This window comes from Cupriavidus sp. 05N39, assembly GCF_056397325.1.
In genome coordinates this window covers 1-16,919 of sequence record NZ_JBFTNE010000137.1, presented here as the reverse complement: position 1 = coordinate 16,919, position 16,919 = coordinate 1, and the positions used below count along the sequence as shown (strand labels likewise).

The following is a 16,919-nucleotide window of genomic DNA, read 5'->3' as shown; positions in this document are numbered from 1 at the left end:
CGGATTGCCACGTCGAAGGGTTCGCTGACCAGGTCGACCCGTCTCGGCGTCAGGTCGAAATCGAAGGTGATGCCAGGATAGAGGCCGGCAAATTCGGCGATCAGGGGCGCCAGGTAGGTCACCGCAAAATCCACCGGCAACGAGGCGCGCAGCACGCCGCTGGGCTGGGCCAGCATTTCGCCGAGCTGCTCGTGTGCCAGGCGGGCTTCATCGACGATGCGCTTGCAACGCTCGAAGTAAATCTGGCCGGCCTCGGTCAGTTCGATCTTGCGGGTCGTCCGATGCAGCAGGCGCAGCCCGATCGCCTTCTCCAATCCGCTGATCCGGCGCGACAGTGTCGAGTTCGGCACGCCCATGGCCTCCCCGGCGCTGCGAAAACCCTTGGCTTTGACGACCTCAACAAACAACGCCATGTCGTTAAGCAGTTCCATGCAATTGCTCCATTATCGGATCAATGTTCTCCAAATTACCATATTTATCCCGCACAAGGAACGCGCGATGATGCCTCCATCCAATTCAACCGAGGAATTCCATCGTGAGCAAACTGTTTGATCCCGTCCGCGTCGGCCGCTACACTCTGCAGAACCGCCTGGTCATGGCACCGATGACCCGCAGCCGTGCCCAGTACGACGGCACGCCGGGCGAAATGGCTGCCGAGTACTACGCCCAGCGCGCCAGTGTCGGCCTGATCGTCACCGAAGGCACCCAGCCCTCGGACGACGGGCAGGGCTACCTGACCACGCCAGGCATCTACACCGACGCGCACGTGGCAGGCTGGAAGAAAACCACCGATGCCGTGCATGCCAAGGGCGGCCACCTCTTCATCCAGTTGATGCACGCCGGGCGCATGTCGCACCCGGATAACACGCCGCATCACCGGCGGGGCGTCGCGCCGTCGGCCATCGCCCCGGGCACGCCGATGTTCACGGCCAAGGGCATGCAGGACATTCCGGTGCCAAGTGCGCTGACCACCGAGGAAGTGCGCCAGACTGTCCGGGATTTCCGCTATGCGGCCCGCCGCGCGATCGAGGCCGGTGCCGATGGCGTCGAGATCCATGGCGCCAACGCCTACCTGATCCAGCAGTTCTTCGCCCCCAGCGCGAACGCCCGCACCGATGAATACGGCGGCTCGATCGAGAACCGCGCCCGCTTCGCAATCGAGGTGGCTGCTGCGATTGCCGACGAAATCGGCGCGGACCGCACCGCCATCCGGCTGTCGCCCGGCACGACGATGTGGGGCATCGACGAAGGCGCCGAAGGACCGGCCCTGTACCGCTATCTGGTCGCCGAACTCGACAAGCTGGGGCTGGCCTACCTGCACATCATGCACCAGGGCAATGAAGCGGTGCAGGCCGACATCCGCAAGCTCTGGCAGCGCACGCTGATCCTGAACCGGCCGGGCCGCCCGCGCGAGCAGGTCGGGGCCGACCTGGCTTCGGGGCTGGCCGACCTGGAAGCCTACGGCCAGATGGTACTCGCGAACCCGGACTTCGTCGCCCGGCTGAAGCACAGCGCGCCGATGAACGAGGCGGACCGCAATGGCTTCTTCGGCGGCACTGCGCAGGGCTACATCGACTACCCAACCTTGAGTGAAGCCCAGGGTGCCTGAAGCAAACATCATGCCCGTCATTGCCCCGCTGCAGCGCGCCAACCACGGCAGCCACTTCCGCGCCTACGGCCTGCGCGGGGTGGCAGCGCTGATCGATCCCTTCCTCGGGATCGATCATGCCTGGATGAGCGCGCCGACCTTTCCGCCGCATCCCCATGCCGGCTTCTCGGCCGTGTCCTACCTGTTCCTCGACTCGGAAACGGGCATCGACAACCGTGATTCGCTCGGCACCCGCAACCTGATCCGACTCGGTGGCCTGCACTGGGCGACGGCCGGGAGCGGTATCGTTCATGAGGAAGTTCCGGCAGAGGCCGGCAAGACTGTCCATTCGTTGCAGATCTTCGTCAACCTTGCCCCGGAGCGACAGTACATTGCTCCATTCGCACTGACCTTGGAACCGCAGGACGTACCGGTGGTGCAGTTGCCCGGGGCAAAGGTGCGCGTGCCCGTGGGACGCTTCCGGCACGCCCGTTCGCCGCTGACGCCGCCGACCGAAGTGACGATGCTCGACATTTCGCTGGAAGAAGGTGCCGAACTGGCCGTGCGCATCGACGCAGGACATTGTGCCTTCGTCATGCCGATCTTCGGCACGGCGATGGTGGACGGCCAGGACTTCGGGCGCAACGATCTCAAGCTCCCGGTCTTTCCGGCGCAGGACGCGCCCTGCGCGATCACGCTGCAAGCTCTCCACGGCAGCGCCGAGGTCATGCTTTTTGCCGGCCCGCCGTTGCACTCCACCGCAACCTGACCACGAAGGAGTCTCATCATGGCTTTCGAACGCTTCACCGGCGATAACGCCGCGCTTCTGTTGATCGACCACCAGGTCGGCACCATGGGCTGGGTCCATTCCATCCCCGTCGAAGAGATGAAGCGCAACGCGCTGATGCTGGCCAAGACCGCCAGCATCCTGAAGATGCCGGTCGTGCTGACCTCCAGCATGGAGGAATACGCACAAGGGTCGCTGCTGAGCGAACTGGAAACCATCCTGCCGGACGAATTCGCCGCGCGCATCAAGCGCGTCGGTATCGTTAACGCGATGGATGACGAGAACTTTGCTGCGGCCGTCGCGGCAACCGGGCGCCAGAAGCTCATCATCGCTGGCGTCACCAACGATGTCTGCACGGTGTTCCCGGCACTGAGCCTGGTGCGCGTTGGCTACGAAGTGCAGGTGATCGCCGATGCCGGCGGCTCGCCGAGCAAGATCGGCGACGACATGGCCTTGCGCCGCATGGAGAAGAACGGCGTCACGCTCTCCAGTACGAACCAGGTAATTGCCGAGCTTGCGGGTAGCTGGAGTACGCCCGAAGGGATGCGGATTGTGCAGGAAGTGGTCATGCCCGCATTGCAGGGCTGAGGGAAGGAGCCACCCCCTTGTTAGGCCCGAGGTGCTAACCCGACGGCCTGGCGGTGCGCGCAGACCGCAGGCGACAGGCAGGGCATCAAGCTGGCCGGGCGGCACTTGCCTGCAGGGCCGTTAGAAGACCCTTTGGGCTGGGCCCGATGACGGGGCCAGGCCGTCCGGACCCTGAAATGGCCCTTAGATTTCCGTGCCCACCTCTCATCTAAAAATCATCGATTTTTGGAAATCACACTAATCATGTATTGATTTAAATCGCGAAAATCCTTAACCCTCCAAGAGTACGGCGATAGCTTTACACCATTCTCTTGCAGAGTTTTGGGAATCAAGTCTCCATTTGGACGAAGTATTATCGATGATACAATAACGCCAGGATAATCATTTAGTCGTTTTTTTAAAGCGGATGTTGTAAGATCAGGTGTGGGAGGGTTGCTTTTATTAGCCAACGGTCCTGTTCCTTTGAGATCCATTCCGTGGCACATGACACATCTCTGTAAATAGAGATTTTTTCCATTTACATTATCCGCGAAGGATAGTGATGCTTGAATTAGCGCTAAAAATCCCAGCGAAGCGATGAATAATATTTTCATTTTTATGTGGCATTGTTGTATAAATCAGATCTGAACCTAGGGAAATCCCCGGAGATTCCACTGCAACACTCAATTCTCTCGATAAAATTTGAAATTAGAGCTAAGGTTGCCATCTTTGATAGTGATTTGCGGCACGAACTACTTCTCGGTTTGTTTGATAGGTCTGCCGGCCTTACCTTCACATGGGCTCGGTCCGCCATTGTCCCACTGTCCGCCACCAAGGTAGAACCGCCGTTCAATCGTCTGCGGACACACGCCAGCGAGTGTCGCAAACTGGCCGTGAGCGGCCATCTACGGCGACGACCATTCCCGCCCCACTTGCAACGTTCGCCCCCCGACTTGCAAACGTCAGACCCCCACCTCAACCACCCGGGCCCTCAACCGCGGCGTGGCGAAATCAAGAAAAGCGCGCAACTTCAGCGGCAGGATTCCCTGTCCAGTGTGAACAAGGCTGATGGGCCACGGCGCCGGCTCAAACGGTGCGAGCACGATCTTGAGTGCACCGGCACGCAACGCGCTCGCCATCTGATAAGACACCACGCGAGTAATCCCGACGCCAGCCACCGCCGCGTCGACTGCAGCCTCGGCAGTGCTGACGGCAAGCCGCGAGCGGACGGGCACCGCGATCTCCGACTTGCCCGACATGAAGCTCCACACCTGCCTGGATGTCATCTGTTCGAAAGTAACGCATGCATGCGTGGCGAGCTCAAGGGGGCTCGTCGGCGTGCCGTATTCGGCGAAGTAGGCGGGGCTTGCGCACACCACCCGACGCACCGTGCCAATCGGTGCCGCGATGAAACTGCTGTCGGGCAGTTCCGCAATCCGCAATGCGACGTCGACGTGCTCTTCAAGAAGAGGCACCCTGCGGTCGGTCAGCACCATCCGCACATCGATGTCCGGATAAGTCTTGAGGAATTCCGCGACCACGGGCAAGACGTGCAGGCGTCCGAAGACGATGGGTGCAGTGATGACCAGCTCGCCTTTGGGCGCCGCGTATTCCCCGGACGCCGCACGCTCCGCCTCTCCCACTTCCTCGAGAATGCGCCGGCATGCGGCGACATACGATTGCCCGGCTTCGGTGAGAGAAAGCTGTCGGGTGGAGCGATGCAGGAGTCGGGTTTTCAGGTGCGACTCCAGGTCTCCAACCTTGCGGCTCACCGTTGCGAGCGGCATCTTGAGTTGGCGCGCCGCGGCAGAAAAACTGCCTGCTTCGACCACGGCCACCAGGATCGACATGGATTCGAAGCGATCAGCCATGTTCTCATTTTTTGGGAGGATGATTCCCAATAATGACAGATTATCTTCATCGGTGGAAGAGAATACCATCGGCCGCATCTCCCCGACAGGCGAGGCGGCGAACGATTCGCGGCCTCTCAATCGGCTGCTTTCTGGCCGCCACGTCCCGGGTCCCCAAGAATCAGGAGAATGTGCTGTGTCAACGCTTTCGAGTCCCCATCCGCAGTCCTTGCGAACAACCGCTTCCATCAGAAACTTGCCCGTCAACCTGTTTGCGTCGGTAATGGGTATTGCCGGACTGTCTATTGCGTGGCGCCAGGCCAGCCACGAATTTGGGGTGACTCCGCTGATCTCTGACGCAGCCGGCATCCTCGCCCTGGTTGTATTCGTCGTGCTGAGCGCGGGCTATCTCTTCAAGGCAGTCAAACATCCTGAGGCGGTCGTCGCGGAATACCGGCATCCCGTCGCTGGCAATTTCTTTGGCACGATCACGATCGCTATCCTGCTGCTTTCCTCGGTCGTTGCCCAACTGAGCCAGATGCTTGCCGAAGTCATGTGGGCGGTAGGTACGATTTTCACGCTCGCGCTCTGTTTCGCGATTGCGGGCCGGCTGCTGCGGGGAAAGATCGACGCTGCGCACGCAGTTCCCGCCTGGTTCATCCCGGGCGTGGCCACGTTGGATATCGCCGTTGCGGGCGGAACCATGCCAATGCCGTGGGCGCATGAGGTCAACATGTTCGCGCTGGCCGTGGGAACGATGATTGCCCTGTTGTTCTTTACGATGATCATGTCGCGAATGATTCACCACGAGCCGCTGCCCGCCGGCATGGTCCCTTCGCTGCTAATCCTGATGGCACCGTTCGAAGTGGGCTTTCTTGCCTACACCAACTTTACGCAGCACGTCGATACCTTCTCCGGGTTGCTGTTCTACTTCGGTCTTTTCATATTCCTCACACTGGCACCCAAGGTGTTTCGCAGGGGGGTTCCGTTTGCTACCGGTTGGTGGGCGATCAGCTTTCCGATGGCGGCGCTGGCGAGTGCCGCGCTGAAATACGCGATGTTCGTCCAGGCCTGGCCCCTGAAGGTGATTGCAATCATCCTGCTCGCCATGCTGAGCCTCGCGATTGTGATTCTTTTTGTCAGAACGCTGCACATTCTCCTTAACGGGAAGATGCTCGCCGGTTGAAACAGCACACAAATGGCTACCTGCGCACCCGGGACAGCTGCGTTGACGTCACTTCCAGACGCAATATCGGAAGGTCTGGCGGTCGTTTTCTGTGGAATAAACCCCGGCATGAGAGCGGTGGCGACGGGCCACCATTTTGAAGGGAATGGCAACCGTTTCTGGCGTGCCCTGCATTTGGCCGGTTTCACGCCAGAACTGATGCGTGCCGAAAACGACCGGGACCTGCTCGCCCATCGGTGCGGATTGACAACAGCTGTTGGCCGGCCTACGGCGCGGGCCGGTCAGCTTTCACCGCATGAATTCCTTGAGTCGGCTTCGGCGTTACTGAAGAAAATCGAACTTTATCGCCCCACCTATATCGCCTTCCTGGGGAAGGCCGCATACGCAGCCATTTCAGGTCAGCGGCACGTCTTGTGGGGACGCCAGAACGCTATGTTCGGCGGGTCGAAAGCGTGGATCCTGCCAAATCCGAGCGGTTTGAATCGCTCGTTCAGCCTCGATGACCTCGTCGGGGCTTATAGGGAGTTGTACCTTGCAATAGATTGACGCTCGCAAAGCCGCCGCGCACCCGGTACGTTTCGTCTCGCTCTTCCGGAAGGCGGGGTGCATTGCCTGGTCGTCTGCGTCAGGCCACTCGACATTGCGTGCCGGCTTTACGCCGGCTAGTCGACGTTAACGAGACTCCAGCGGAGCCTTCCGCGCCCGATTTGTGCGGCGCGAGCAACACCGGATCCGGTCTTTCGGGCTGGTCCGTCCCGTGGTTTGCGCGGGCGAACCCAGGCAGCGGCGATGTCGATCCATTGGGATTCGAGGGACCACCTCCCAATCGGCCCGGTTTTTGTAATGATCTCTACATCATTGAAACCTGCGCGATGGAACCCTATGCTGCCTTCCATGACCACGTCCCAAGATTCCTGGATCCTGCTGATCGTCAGCCTTCCCACATCGGGTGCGACCGCCCGCATGCGGATCTGGCGCACGCTCAAGGCGTTAGGCGGCGCCGCCTTGCGCGATGGGGCTTATCTGCTGCCGGCCGGCGCCGAGCAAGTGGAACAGTTCCGCGAACTGGCCGACGATACACAGCAGCAGGACGGCCAAGCCTGGCTGTTGACGGTACAGCCCCAAGAGGACGACGACGCCGCCACCTACCGCGCGTTGTTCGACAGGTCGAGCGACTACGCCGAACTCCTCGCGTCCGTCTCGGCAGCCCGCCAGACGCTTTCCAGTCTAAGTGAAGCCGAACTCAATCGCCTGCAGCGACGGCTCGGCCGCATCTACGAGGCGATCCGCAAGATCGACTTCTTTCCCAACGAGGCGTCCTTGCGTGCCGAGGCACAGTGGCGGGACTTCACGGGCGCCATTGAAACAATCCTGTCGCCGGGCGAGCCGCACCCCGCCGCAGGGGCCATCGCGCGACGCGACCCCACGCAATACCAGGGGCGGCTATGGGCGACACGCCGCCATCTTTGGGTCGACCGGGTGGCTTGCGCGTGGTTGATCCAGCGCTTCATCGATCCCCATGCTCGTTTCCTGTGGCTCGAAGCCCCCGGTGACTGTCCCGCCGATGCCCTGGGCTTCGATTTCGACGGCGCGACATTCACCCATGTCGGTGAAAAGGTTTCCTTCGAGGTGCTGCTGGCGAGCTTTGCCCTGGAGGCAAATCCAGGATTGCAGCGTCTGGCGGGGATGGTCCATGCGCTGGATGTCGGCGGACCGACCGTCCCGGAAGCGAGCGGGTTCGAGGCGATTCTGGCCGGCGCCCGTGAACGGCTGGCCGATGACGATGCGCTGCTGGCCGAAACCGGCTTGGTGCTCGATTCCCTGCATGCCCACTTCTTGAACAACCGGAAACGCTAGGGGTCATTGAACCTATCTCAAGGACGATCCATGAGCAACCTGCAGCAAACCAATATCCCCGACATGCCAGCGGCTGAGCGAATGGGCTATACACTCTGGCAACTCGTGCTCTATATGTTGCGCCTGGGTACGCTGGGCTTTGGAGGTCCCGTGGCCCTCGCCGGCTACATGCACCGGGACCTGGTGGATGAACGCAAGTGGATTACCGATGCCGATTACAAGGAAGGCCTGGCGCTGGCGCAACTGGCACCCGGGCCGCTGGCCGCGCAGCTCGCCATCTATCTCGGCTATGTGCATTACCGCATCGTCGGGGCGACCTTGGTCGGCATTGCATTCGTCGTTCCGTCGTTCCTGATGGTGGTGGCATTGGGTTGGGCTTACGTCCGGTTTGGCGGACTGACCTGGATGCAGTCGGTATTCTATGGGGTAGGTGCCGCGGTCATCGGGATCATTGCGATCAGCGCATACAAGCTCACGAACAAAAGCGTTGGCCGCGACAAGCTGCTGTGGGTGATCTACCTGATGCTGGCGACGGTGACGGTCGTCACCGAGTCCGAGATTGCCTGGCTGTTCCTGGCGGCCGGCATGGTGGTGTGGTTCTGGCGGGCGCCGCCGAAGTGGCTGCGTCAGGGCGGCCTCAATGCCATGGCGGCGACGCAGGTACCCACAACAGTGAGCGGGATCGTCAGCACCGTGGATTGGCCGCTGTTGACGCAGGTTGGCGTGTTCTTTGCCAAAGCCGGCGCTTTCGTATTCGGCTCCGGGCTTGCCATCGTGCCGTTCCTCTATGGCGGCGTCGTGACCGAACACCATTGGTTGAACGACAAGCAGTTTGTCGACGCCGTCGCAGTGGCCATGATCACGCCGGGCCCCGTGGTGATCACGGTCGGCTTCATCGGTTATCTGGTCGCCGGCCTGCCGGGCGCATCCGTGGCCGCGCTTGGCACCTTCCTGCCTTGCTACCTGTTCACCGTGATCCCGGCGCCCTACTTCAAGAAGTACGGCAAGCGGCCCGGGATCATCGCCTTCGTCGATGGCGTGACGGCGGCGGCAGTCGGGGCCATCACGGGTGCCGTGATCGTCCTGGCCAAACGCTCGATTGTCGATCTGCCTACCGCCCTGCTTGCGCTCGTCACAGTCGCCCTGCTCTGGAAATTCAAGAAGCTGCCGGAGCCAGTCATCGTCATCGGCGCAGCCCTGGCTGGTCTGGTTGCCTACCCGCTACTTCACGCCTGAGCCGCACGAACAAGGAATCGATCATGACCTACCAGATGAAGCCGCTTGCCGTCGATCCACGCAAGCTCACCGGCCTTTCGGAAAAGCTGATTATCAGCCATTACGAGAACAACTACGGCGGCGCTGTGAAGCGATTGAACGCCATCACGGCGGAACTTGCCGCGCTGGATCCGGCGACCGCACCCGTCTTCATGCTCAATGGCCTGAAGCGTGAAGAACTGATCGCCGCCAATTCGATGATCCTGCATGAGGTGTATTTCGACGGGCTCGGTGAAGGCGGTGCCCTGGGCCCCGAACTGGAGTCGGCGCTTATCCGCGATTTTGGCAGCGTGGCCCGCTGGCAAGCTGAGTTCACGGGCATGGGCAAGGCGCTGGGCGGCGGCTCGGGCTGGGTGCTGCTGAACTACTCGCCACGCGACAAGCGGCTCGTGAACCAGTGGGCGCCCGATCACGCACACACTCTGGCGGGCGCTACTCCGATCCTGGCGCTCGACATGTATGAGCATTCTTATCACATGGACTTCGGTGCAAAAGCTGCTGCGTATGTGGATGCCTTCATGCAGAACATCCATTGGGCCCAGGCAGCCGAGCGCTTCGCCGAAGCCCGGAAGTAAGTTCGGAGCCAAGAACATGCCCACTGCCATCTCTTCCCACGAACTTGCCGAAGCGATTCAAGCGCCGGTCCCGCCGCAGATTGTCGACGTCAGGCGCAGGCAGACTTTTGATGCCAGCGCGCAAATGATTGCCGGTGCCTCCTGGCGCAACCCTGACGACATGGATAGCTGGATCGCAAAACTCGACTCCAGCCGGCCGGTGATCGTCTATTGCGCGCATGGCCTGCAAGTCAGCCAGGACTGCGCCGCACGGCTAGAGGACGAAGGTATCCGAGCGGCCTATCTCACTGGCGGCATTGAGCAATGGTCCGCCGGCGATCACCCGACCATCGGCAAATCGTAAGGAGCCGGCCATGAAATGGATTACCCGCGAACGTCCGAAGATAGACCGGATTGCCTGTCCCTGGCTGATAGCCCGTTTTATCGACAAGGAACCGGAATTCCTGTACGTGCCGACCGGCAACGTCGTGAAAGTCGCAGGCGAGACCGGGGCTGTTCCCTATGACATTCCTGGTGTCGAACTTTCGCATGTCGGAGAACTGTGCAGCTTCGACGCCTTCCTGGACAAGTACCGTTTGAATGATCCCGCCTTGCAGCAACTCGCTGGCATTGTGCGGGGGGCGGACACGTCGAAGCTGGACCTCACACCGCAATCGGGCGGGCTCTACGCCATCTCGCTGGGGCTTTCGCAGGTGTTTTCCGACGACCACGAGATGCTCAGGCACGGCATGGTGATGTACGACGCCTTGTATGCCTGGTGCCAGCATTGCCAGGCGGAAGCGCATCGTTGGCCGCCGAAGATGCCTGCATGAACTGCTAGTCGCGTCATTGCTCGGGAGATGCACTGTGAAGCCGATCCCRCTCATGTTATGGATGCTGCTGACAGCCATGCCGGCAACCGGAGAAACGATCATGTTCAACCAGGACAGGCAAGGTACCTTGCCGGCGGGATGGGTGGCCGGTGTCACCGGCAGTGGCACGCCGAAATGGACTGTCGAGGCGGACCCGTCCGTGCAGGACGGCACCAACGTGCTCAAGCAGTCCGGTTCCGGGGATTTCCCCTGGTGTGTGAACCCTGCCGCCTCCATCGCCAATGGCTTCGTGGAGGCAAGGTTCAAACCCATGTCCGGCCGCGAGGACCAGGCAGGCGGTGTTGTCTGGCGCTGGAAGGACGGCAACAACTACTATGTCGCGCGGGCGAATGCACTGGAGAACAATGTCTCGCTGTATTACACGGCAGCCGGACGCAGGCACACGATCCAGTACAAGGATGCGCCTGTCGAAGCCAAGGTCTGGCATACGCTACGCGTGGAGTTCGTGGGGAACCATATCCAGGTCGCGCTGGACGGCAAGCGCTACATCGATGTGGCGGACGACCATATCAGCGGTGCCGGCGCGGTGGGCGTATGGACCAAGGCGGACAGCGTGACCTTGTTCGACACCTTCTCATATGGGTCCGGCGGTACGAAATAGCACCGGGAAAAGATGTGAAACCAATGGTCGCGTACCGCGATGCAAACGCTTGAGGATCCTGCCGTGACCGTCGGCCAAGCCCGGCTCGCTCGCCTGCTACTGCCAGCAGGCGTCGATGCCGATGCCTTGCCACTTCTGGTCGGGCGCGCGTTACGCGGCTTCTGCGACGGGTTCATCGCCGTCCTCCTGCCCGCATACCTGCTAGCGCTCGGTTTCGCGCAACTGGCAGTGGGATTGGTCAGCAGTGCCACCCTGATCGGCTCGGCACTGGCGACGATACTGGTGGGCGTCCTCGGCCATCGCTACCCACAGCGCCGTCTGCTGTTGCTGGCGGCCGCGCTGATGGCCGCGACCGGCATCGGATTCGCCGGGCTCTCCTCCCTCTGGCCACTACTGCTAGTTGCGTTCGTCGGTACGCTTAACCCAAGCTCCGGAGACGTCAGCGTGTTCCTGCCGCTGGAGCAGGCTCGCCTTGCTAATTCCGCTACCTCAGATGCGCGCACGGCGCTGTTCGCCCGGTACAGTCTGACCGGAGCCCTCTCCGCCGCCATTGGCGCGTTGGCAGCGGCGCTGCCGGGCTGGCTTGCCTCCCAGTTGGGGGTATCGTTCCTCAGCGCCATGCGCGCGATGTTCATGTTCTATGCATTGACCGGTGTCGCGCTCTGGTTCCTCTATACGCGGATGCCCGAGCCAGAGCCGCGCGTGGCATCGGTTAGAACGCCACTAGGCCCGTCCCGCCGAATCGTTACCCGCCTTGCCCTGCTGTTCGGCGTCGACGCCTTTGCCGGTGGGCTGGTGGTGAACTCGCTGCTGGCACTGTGGCTGATGCAACGATTCGGCCTCTCACCAGGGGCTGCCGGCCAGTTCTTTTTCTGGTCGGGCTTGCTCTCCGCAGGCTCCCTCCTGGTTGCCGTGCCGCTGGCTCGCAGGTTCGGCTTGCTGAACACCATGGTGTTCACCCATATTCCGTCCAGCCTATGCCTGATCGCGGCAGCATTCTCTCCTTCGCTGGTGGCGACGCTGGTCCTCTTGCTCGCGCGCAGCGCGCTGTCGCAGATGGACGTACCGACAAGGACCGCTTATGTGATGGCGGTCGTGACGCCGCCCGAGCGCCCCGCTGCCGCCAGCCTGACCGCGGTACCCAGGAGCCTGGCTTCCGCGCTGGGTCCGACCCTCGCTGGCGGCTTGCTGGCGATGGGCTGGGTCGGCGCGCCACTGGTCGCTTGCGGCCTGCTAAAGATCACCTATGACCTCGCGCTGCTTGGTGCATTCCGGCGCATCAAGCCAGTCGATTGACGTGACACGCGAGTTGCGTCGATAGGTCTGATGCGACGCGGCCGGGCCGACGGCCTGGCGTTCTCGCCGTCCAATGGACGCGATGTCAGCCGGCGAACGACCTGCCGTTCAGCACCGGACACCGGATATCGCGACGAAACCTGCACCTTAATGGTGCTCCGGCCATTTCGGGTGGTAATCGTCGATAGTGAACGCGTGCCGGTGACTATGCGTCAGGAGGTGGCTGAAGTTACGCGCGACGTTAGCCGGCGCCTGTACCGGGTCGAACTATGGCACTTCGTCGTGGGCACTTTCGTTTGGGTCGCCTGATCGGCCGGTCCTGCCGTTGGGAGAGCAAGCCGCGAATGGCCGAAGTGGGCCGAATGCGCCGTTCGAAGTTGCCTGCCTCAACAGCGGCTATTCGGGTTCAACGGCCATCTACACGATCTCATCCGAACAGAAGCCTATTGCCAACTTCACTTTGTGACGTGCCAAGAGATTGGAACTCCTAACGCTGAGTCACACGCCTCCGCCCGTGCCATTGAGATACCCAGTGGTGAGCGAGTGTCGCCTGTTCAGCCAGCCTTATCGCTGCTAATCGCCCGGATCTTGTCCCAAACGTGCCCGGGCTGGGGAATGTCGAGGTCGAAAACGGTTTCAAACGTGTCCGCGAGATGGTCCGCGCTGGTGATGCGGTGTTCGCTAACGCTGTTGGGCATCACGTTGCGCAAGCGATCGTTCTGCAGGGCGACATAGCCGTCCGCGGTATGACGCAGGACTGCCAGCGCGTTTGTGAACGGCGACCCGGGATCCCGCATCAACCAGGCATGCATGGCGGCCATGGCAGCCTCGTCGCTGTGGTCGACCCGGAAGTCGAAGCTGCGCGCGATGCCATGCGCATGATTGTTGAAGCGCAGCCAGCCGTCCTCCGTCGACATGATTGAAAAATCGAAGCCGCGCTGGCTGATCGGTCCGATATCCAGCGGCACGGGTTCGACGATGGCGTCGGCCACGCCGACCTCGGCGAGATAGGGGCAGTCGAGATCGACACGCAGGGTTAGGTGATTGCCGATGGCAACGTCGCCCAGTATTTCACGATTAACGCCGCCGCACAGACGGGTTACCCGGAAACCGAGCGCATCGAGAGCTGCGCCGAAGAGACCGTTCATCTCGTAGCACCAGCCGCCGCGCCTGCCCTCCACCATCTTGGCGAAGGCAGACGCCGGGGTGATCGAGGACGGCCATCCCATGAAGGCATCCAACGCATCAAAGGTGAACGTCATGAGGTGAGCACGATGAAGCCTCGACAGGCCGTGAAGGTCGAGAGAGACCGGCTGGTCGATCTTGATCCTTGCGAGATAGGCGTCCAACTGGCTGGCTGTCAAGGTCATTCCGTTTTCGTTTGAAGGCACGTGTGTCATCCTTCGGTCTCCTTTCGATGGACCGTTGTTGAGGTTCTCGATCCATCCCAAAAAGTGCATGAACGTGCAACAAGCATGAGGGATACCAAGGTCCCCCGGCTATTCTTGCCGAAGATCTGGGCGCGTCTGTGCGGAACCAAACACTTCGTCAACGAGACCTTTCCACTAGTGCCAGTAGACGCCTTTGTGGGCACAACGGACATCGGAACGTCTTCCCGACGGAGCGACTAAGCGGCCCTTCCTGGCCGGAATACGACCTCCGGCAGCCGTGTGCCATTTGGCTCTGGTCGACCCGAAACAGGCAGTGGCCCTCCTCGAAAGCGGTCATTCCGGCAAGCCGGGACGGAAATGCCATGCGGTCACCGATAGTCGGTCTGCTCAAGATAGTGTGTGGTTTCCAAGCACTGAAACGATCGATTTGCCGGCGAGTCGTTCACTGTGCGCTACGGCAAAACAAGTACTGGTATGCTTTGCAACCTGCACCAGCGCGCTCCGGGCGGGCTGGTGGCTCAACTTAAGGTTCAGCCACACGGGGCGTGCTCATAACTGGACGAAGAATCAGCGATGGGCGCTGCATTGAACAACGACCTGCCACACACTGCCATGCCGCTAAGCCGCTTGTTGTTGCCGCCGGAGCCGCCGACGCTTGCGCCCGGCATCGTGCACAGCAGTTTCAGCGTGCAAGGCGACGCCCGGCAAAGCTTCCGGGCCTGGCAGGAGCGCATGAGTCCTGTCTACGACATACGGCCTCCGTCAAAGCGAGCCGAGGATACCTTCGCTGCTTCGCTGTCTCGTTACACGATCGACAATCTGAGCTTCTTCGACTTCCACACCGGGCCGAACCTGGCCGTGCGATCGTTGGGCCGGGTTTCGACCGAGAGCGTTCATGACATAAGCTTCAGCGTGTTCCTTGAAGGGCCACCGGGCCAGTTCCTGGGCGGCAAGCCGCCGCCCGACGCGCCGCACATACCGCAAGTGCCAAGTATCCTCGCGCTGGACATGGATCAGCCGTGCACAATCCGGAGTTTTCAGGGTCGGATACTGCTCCTTTTTGTGCCGCGCGCTTTGGTGGAGAGGTCGTTCCCCGATGCCGCCTCGCTGCATGGCCGCTGGATTCACGCAACCACGCCTTTGATCCGCCTGATCATTGAGCATCTGGTTGCATTGAATCGACAAATCGTCGGGCTCGACCGGGAGGAAGCGCGTCAGCGCTTTATCACCGCGGTAGAGCTGCTTGTCGCCGCTTTCAGCCGTCAGGCCGGTCTTTCCGGCAATGGCCGCGCGGCGGTACGCGCTGCCGTCTATGGACAGGTGCGGCGCCATGTCGAGGCCAATCTGCACGATCCGGATTTGTCGCCCGACAGCGTGTTGGCATCGCTGCATCTCTCGCGCGCCAGCGTGTACCGTCTCTTTGAGCATGAAGGCGGCCTGGCCGCTTATATCCGCAGCCGCAGGCTGCGCATGGCAGCCAATGAGCTGGTGCGCTTTCCGCATATCGAGGTACAGGACATTGCCTCGGGGTTGGGTTTCAATGATGCGTCGAGCTTTACGCGTGCATTCCGTCGCGCCTTCGACATCGCGCCGCGGGAGTTGCACGAGTACGCGCCGTTGCTCCGGCGCAAACATGCGGCACAGGAGCGCTTCGCATAGACGGGCAGTGTTGAACACCCCAACATCCCCCCCTGCCTTTCAAGGCAGGTCTTCGCCACCAGTCCCGTCATCACCACGTCGTCCGCCGCGATCAGCGCCTTGCAAGGAGCCGCGTCGGGCATCGGCGTCTCTCGTTCCGAGGTGCCTGCGAAACCGAATCCATCGCGGGGAGGCGTTCCGGGAGCGCGTTGCCAGCCGCCCCGGCCTCGTCATGCTAGCTCCGGGTACAAAGCGGCAACCCTCCGCACGCCGCCGCAAGGGTGCATCGGCATCCATTTATACGTACGTATCACTCGCTGTCACCCCACCTTAATTGGGTAGGGCACCATCTTCAGCTTGCCTGGTGTCCCGGTGAGCATCAAAGGCAAGGCATATATCGTCGGGGCCTACGAGCACCCGACCCGCAAGGCACCGGACAAGACCGTCGCGCAACTGCACGCCGAGTGCGCCAAGGGCGCGCTGGAGGACGCAGGACTCAGCCTGCAGGACGTGGATGGCTATTTCTGCGCGGGCGACGCGCCCGGCCTCGGCGCGCTCAAYATGGTCGACTACCTCGGCCTGAAGGTGCGCCACGTCGATTCCACCGACACCGGCGGCTCGGCGTACCTCGTCCACGTGTCGCACGCCRCGCAGGCCATCGCCGCCGGCAAGTGCAATGTGGCGCTGATCACGCTGGCGGGGCGGCCGCGCTCGGAAGGGTCGAGCGGCACGCAAGCGCGCAACTGGGGCGCCAACCTGCCCGACCAGCCGTTCGAGGCGCCGTTCAACCCGGTGACKKTGAATCTGTACGCGATGGTGGCGATGCGCCACATGTACCAGTACGGCACCACCAGCGAGCAGCTGGCGTGGATCAAGGTCGCAGCGTCGCATCATGCCCAGCACAATCCCAACGCCATGTTGCGCGATGTGGTGACCGTTGACGRCGTGCTGAACTCGCCAATGATCTCCGATCCACTCCGCAAGCTCGACTGCTGCGTGGTGTCCGACGGCGGCGGCGCGCTCATCGTGGCGCGTCCGGAAATCGCCGCCAGGCTCAAGCGTCCCAAGGTCAAGATCCTTGGCGCCGGCGAAGCCGTCAAGGGCCAGCTCGGCGGCATGGTGGACCTGAGCTGGTCGGGCGCCGCCATTTCGGGCCCGGTCGCCTTTGAAGAAGCCGGCATCCGGCCGTCCGACATCAAGTACGCCTCGATCTACGACAGCTTCACCATCACGGTGCTGATGCAGCTGGAAGACCTGGGCTTCTGCAAGAAGGGCGAAGGCGGCAAGTTCGTGGCCGACGGCAACCTGATTTCCGGCGTGGGCAAGCTGCCCTTCAATACCGACGGCGGCGGCCTGTGCAACAACCATCCCGCCAACCGCGGCGGCATCACCAAGGTGATCGAGGCCGTGCGCCAGTTGCGCGGCGAAGCGCACCC

18 protein-coding genes are annotated in these 16,919 nt (G+C 61.8%); 14 read left to right on the top strand and 4 right to left on the bottom strand.

Translation table 11 applies throughout. The features are described 5' to 3' along the window. Positions 1 to 431: LysR family transcriptional regulator (locus tag AC1DN0_RS36915; RefSeq protein ID WP_477146433.1), on the bottom strand; the 431-nt coding region annotated here is incomplete at its 3' end. Between the two features lie 104 nt (positions 432 to 535). Here AC1DN0_RS36915 and AC1DN0_RS36910 point away from each other — a divergent pair. From AC1DN0_RS36910 to AC1DN0_RS36900, 3 genes are read left to right on the top strand one after another with little or no spacing between them, the layout of a single operon-like run. Beyond that, entirely contained in the window at positions 536 to 1,609 is a 1,074-nt protein-coding gene (locus tag AC1DN0_RS36910; protein WP_441629531.1) for an alkene reductase, read from the top strand. Between the two features lie 10 nt (positions 1,610 to 1,619). Next, positions 1,620 to 2,357 (top strand): pirin family protein, encoded by a 738-nt coding sequence (locus tag AC1DN0_RS36905; RefSeq protein WP_477111792.1) that lies wholly within the window; start codon positions 1,620 to 1,622, stop codon positions 2,355 to 2,357. A gap of 18 nt (positions 2,358 to 2,375) precedes the next feature. Beyond that, positions 2,376 to 2,963 carry an isochorismatase family protein gene (locus AC1DN0_RS36900; protein WP_477111791.1) on the top strand — a complete coding sequence of 196 codons (588 nt, stop codon included), beginning with the start codon at positions 2,376 to 2,378 and terminating at the stop codon, positions 2,961 to 2,963. Between the two features lie 215 nt (positions 2,964 to 3,178). On the opposite strand, the gene AC1DN0_RS36895 is transcribed toward AC1DN0_RS36900, so the two are convergent. Continuing rightward, positions 3,179 to 3,556, bottom strand: coding sequence for a c-type cytochrome (locus AC1DN0_RS36895; protein ID WP_477111790.1), 378 nt, complete (start codon positions 3,554 to 3,556; stop codon positions 3,179 to 3,181). A gap of 348 nt (positions 3,557 to 3,904) precedes the next feature. Continuing rightward, positions 3,905 to 4,813: a LysR substrate-binding domain-containing protein gene (locus AC1DN0_RS36890; RefSeq protein ID WP_441629577.1), complete on the bottom strand. Its 909-nt coding sequence runs from the start codon at positions 4,811 to 4,813 to the stop codon at positions 3,905 to 3,907. A 175-nt stretch (positions 4,814 to 4,988) separates the two neighbouring features. Between AC1DN0_RS36890 and AC1DN0_RS36885 the strand changes: the two genes are divergently transcribed. The 9 genes from AC1DN0_RS36885 to AC1DN0_RS36845 all read left to right on the top strand — a co-directional run bounded on the left by AC1DN0_RS36885 (position 4,989) and on the right by AC1DN0_RS36845 (position 12,454). After that, positions 4,989 to 5,978 (top strand): SLAC1 anion channel family protein, encoded by a 990-nt coding sequence (locus tag AC1DN0_RS36885; RefSeq protein WP_441629527.1) that lies wholly within the window; start codon positions 4,989 to 4,991, stop codon positions 5,976 to 5,978. Between the two features lie 12 nt (positions 5,979 to 5,990). Further along, positions 5,991 to 6,524, top strand: a complete 534-nt coding sequence (gene mug, locus AC1DN0_RS36880; protein ID WP_441629526.1) for a G/U mismatch-specific DNA glycosylase — start codon at positions 5,991 to 5,993, stop codon at positions 6,522 to 6,524. A 348-nt stretch (positions 6,525 to 6,872) separates the two neighbouring features. Next, entirely contained in the window at positions 6,873 to 7,835 is a 963-nt protein-coding gene (locus tag AC1DN0_RS36875; protein WP_441629525.1) for a chromate resistance protein ChrB domain-containing protein, read from the top strand. Positions 7,836 to 7,865: 30 nt separating this feature from the next. Further along, positions 7,866 to 9,071 (top strand): chromate transporter, encoded by a 1,206-nt coding sequence (locus AC1DN0_RS36870; protein WP_441629524.1) that lies wholly within the window; start codon positions 7,866 to 7,868, stop codon positions 9,069 to 9,071. Positions 9,072 to 9,094: 23 nt separating this feature from the next. Continuing rightward, entirely contained in the window at positions 9,095 to 9,685 is a 591-nt protein-coding gene (locus AC1DN0_RS36865; RefSeq protein WP_477111789.1) for a superoxide dismutase, read from the top strand. Positions 9,686 to 9,701: 16 nt separating this feature from the next. Continuing rightward, complete coding sequence (gene chrE / locus AC1DN0_RS36860) at positions 9,702 to 10,028, top strand: rhodanese family chromate resistance protein ChrE (protein WP_477111788.1); 327 nt, start codon at positions 9,702 to 9,704, stop codon at positions 10,026 to 10,028. A gap of 10 nt (positions 10,029 to 10,038) precedes the next feature. Next, positions 10,039 to 10,497 (top strand): chromate resistance protein ChrB domain-containing protein, encoded by a 459-nt coding sequence (locus tag AC1DN0_RS36855; RefSeq protein ID WP_045242333.1) that lies wholly within the window; start codon positions 10,039 to 10,041, stop codon positions 10,495 to 10,497. Between the two features lie 100 nt (positions 10,498 to 10,597). Next, positions 10,598 to 11,158, top strand: a complete 561-nt coding sequence (locus AC1DN0_RS36850) for a 3-keto-alpha-glucoside-1,2-lyase-like domain-containing protein (RefSeq protein WP_477111787.1) — start codon at positions 10,598 to 10,600, stop codon at positions 11,156 to 11,158. A 39-nt stretch (positions 11,159 to 11,197) separates the two neighbouring features. Then, entirely contained in the window at positions 11,198 to 12,454 is a 1,257-nt protein-coding gene (locus tag AC1DN0_RS36845; protein ID WP_477111786.1) for an MFS transporter, read from the top strand. Between the two features lie 554 nt (positions 12,455 to 13,008). Here the strand turns inward: AC1DN0_RS36845 and AC1DN0_RS36840 are convergent. Beyond that, the gene (locus AC1DN0_RS36840; protein WP_441629519.1) at positions 13,009 to 13,824 is read right to left on the bottom strand and encodes an arylamine N-acetyltransferase family protein; all 816 of its coding nucleotides are present in this window, start codon (positions 13,822 to 13,824) and stop codon (positions 13,009 to 13,011) included. A 606-nt stretch (positions 13,825 to 14,430) separates the two neighbouring features. Between AC1DN0_RS36840 and AC1DN0_RS36835 the strand changes: the two genes are divergently transcribed. Both AC1DN0_RS36835 and AC1DN0_RS36830 read left to right on the top strand, forming a co-directional pair. Next, positions 14,431 to 15,504: a helix-turn-helix domain-containing protein gene (locus AC1DN0_RS36835; protein WP_441629518.1), complete on the top strand. Its 1,074-nt coding sequence runs from the start codon at positions 14,431 to 14,433 to the stop codon at positions 15,502 to 15,504. A gap of 351 nt (positions 15,505 to 15,855) precedes the next feature. Continuing rightward, a partial coding sequence (locus AC1DN0_RS36830) for a thiolase domain-containing protein (protein WP_477146432.1) occupies positions 15,856 to 16,919 on the top strand: 1,064 nt, incomplete at its 3' end.

Excerpts from the sequence above, each read along its gene's own strand:
- AC1DN0_RS36905 (WP_477111792.1), top strand. The coding sequence starts at position 1,620 with ATGCCCGTCATTGCCCCGCTGCAGCGCGCCAACCACGGCAGCCACTTC.
- AC1DN0_RS36900 (WP_477111791.1), top strand. The coding sequence starts at position 2,376 with ATGGCTTTCGAACGCTTCACCGGCGATAACGCCGCGCTTCTGTTGATC.
- AC1DN0_RS36895 (WP_477111790.1), bottom strand. The coding sequence starts at position 3,556 with ATGAAAATATTATTCATCGCTTCGCTGGGATTTTTAGCGCTAATTCAA.
- AC1DN0_RS36890 (WP_441629577.1), bottom strand. The coding sequence starts at position 4,813 with ATGGCTGATCGCTTCGAATCCATGTCGATCCTGGTGGCCGTGGTCGAA.
- mug (WP_441629526.1), top strand. The coding sequence starts at position 5,991 with ATGGCTACCTGCGCACCCGGGACAGCTGCGTTGACGTCACTTCCAGAC.
- AC1DN0_RS36875 (WP_441629525.1), top strand. The coding sequence starts at position 6,873 with ATGACCACGTCCCAAGATTCCTGGATCCTGCTGATCGTCAGCCTTCCC.
- AC1DN0_RS36870 (WP_441629524.1), top strand. The coding sequence starts at position 7,866 with ATGAGCAACCTGCAGCAAACCAATATCCCCGACATGCCAGCGGCTGAG.
- AC1DN0_RS36865 (WP_477111789.1), top strand. The coding sequence starts at position 9,095 with ATGACCTACCAGATGAAGCCGCTTGCCGTCGATCCACGCAAGCTCACC.
- chrE (WP_477111788.1), top strand. The coding sequence starts at position 9,702 with ATGCCCACTGCCATCTCTTCCCACGAACTTGCCGAAGCGATTCAAGCG.
- AC1DN0_RS36855 (WP_045242333.1), top strand. The coding sequence starts at position 10,039 with ATGAAATGGATTACCCGCGAACGTCCGAAGATAGACCGGATTGCCTGT.
- AC1DN0_RS36850 (WP_477111787.1), top strand. The coding sequence starts at position 10,598 with ATGTTCAACCAGGACAGGCAAGGTACCTTGCCGGCGGGATGGGTGGCC.
- AC1DN0_RS36845 (WP_477111786.1), top strand. The coding sequence starts at position 11,198 with ATGCAAACGCTTGAGGATCCTGCCGTGACCGTCGGCCAAGCCCGGCTC.
- AC1DN0_RS36840 (WP_441629519.1), bottom strand. The coding sequence starts at position 13,824 with ATGACCTTGACAGCCAGCCAGTTGGACGCCTATCTCGCAAGGATCAAG.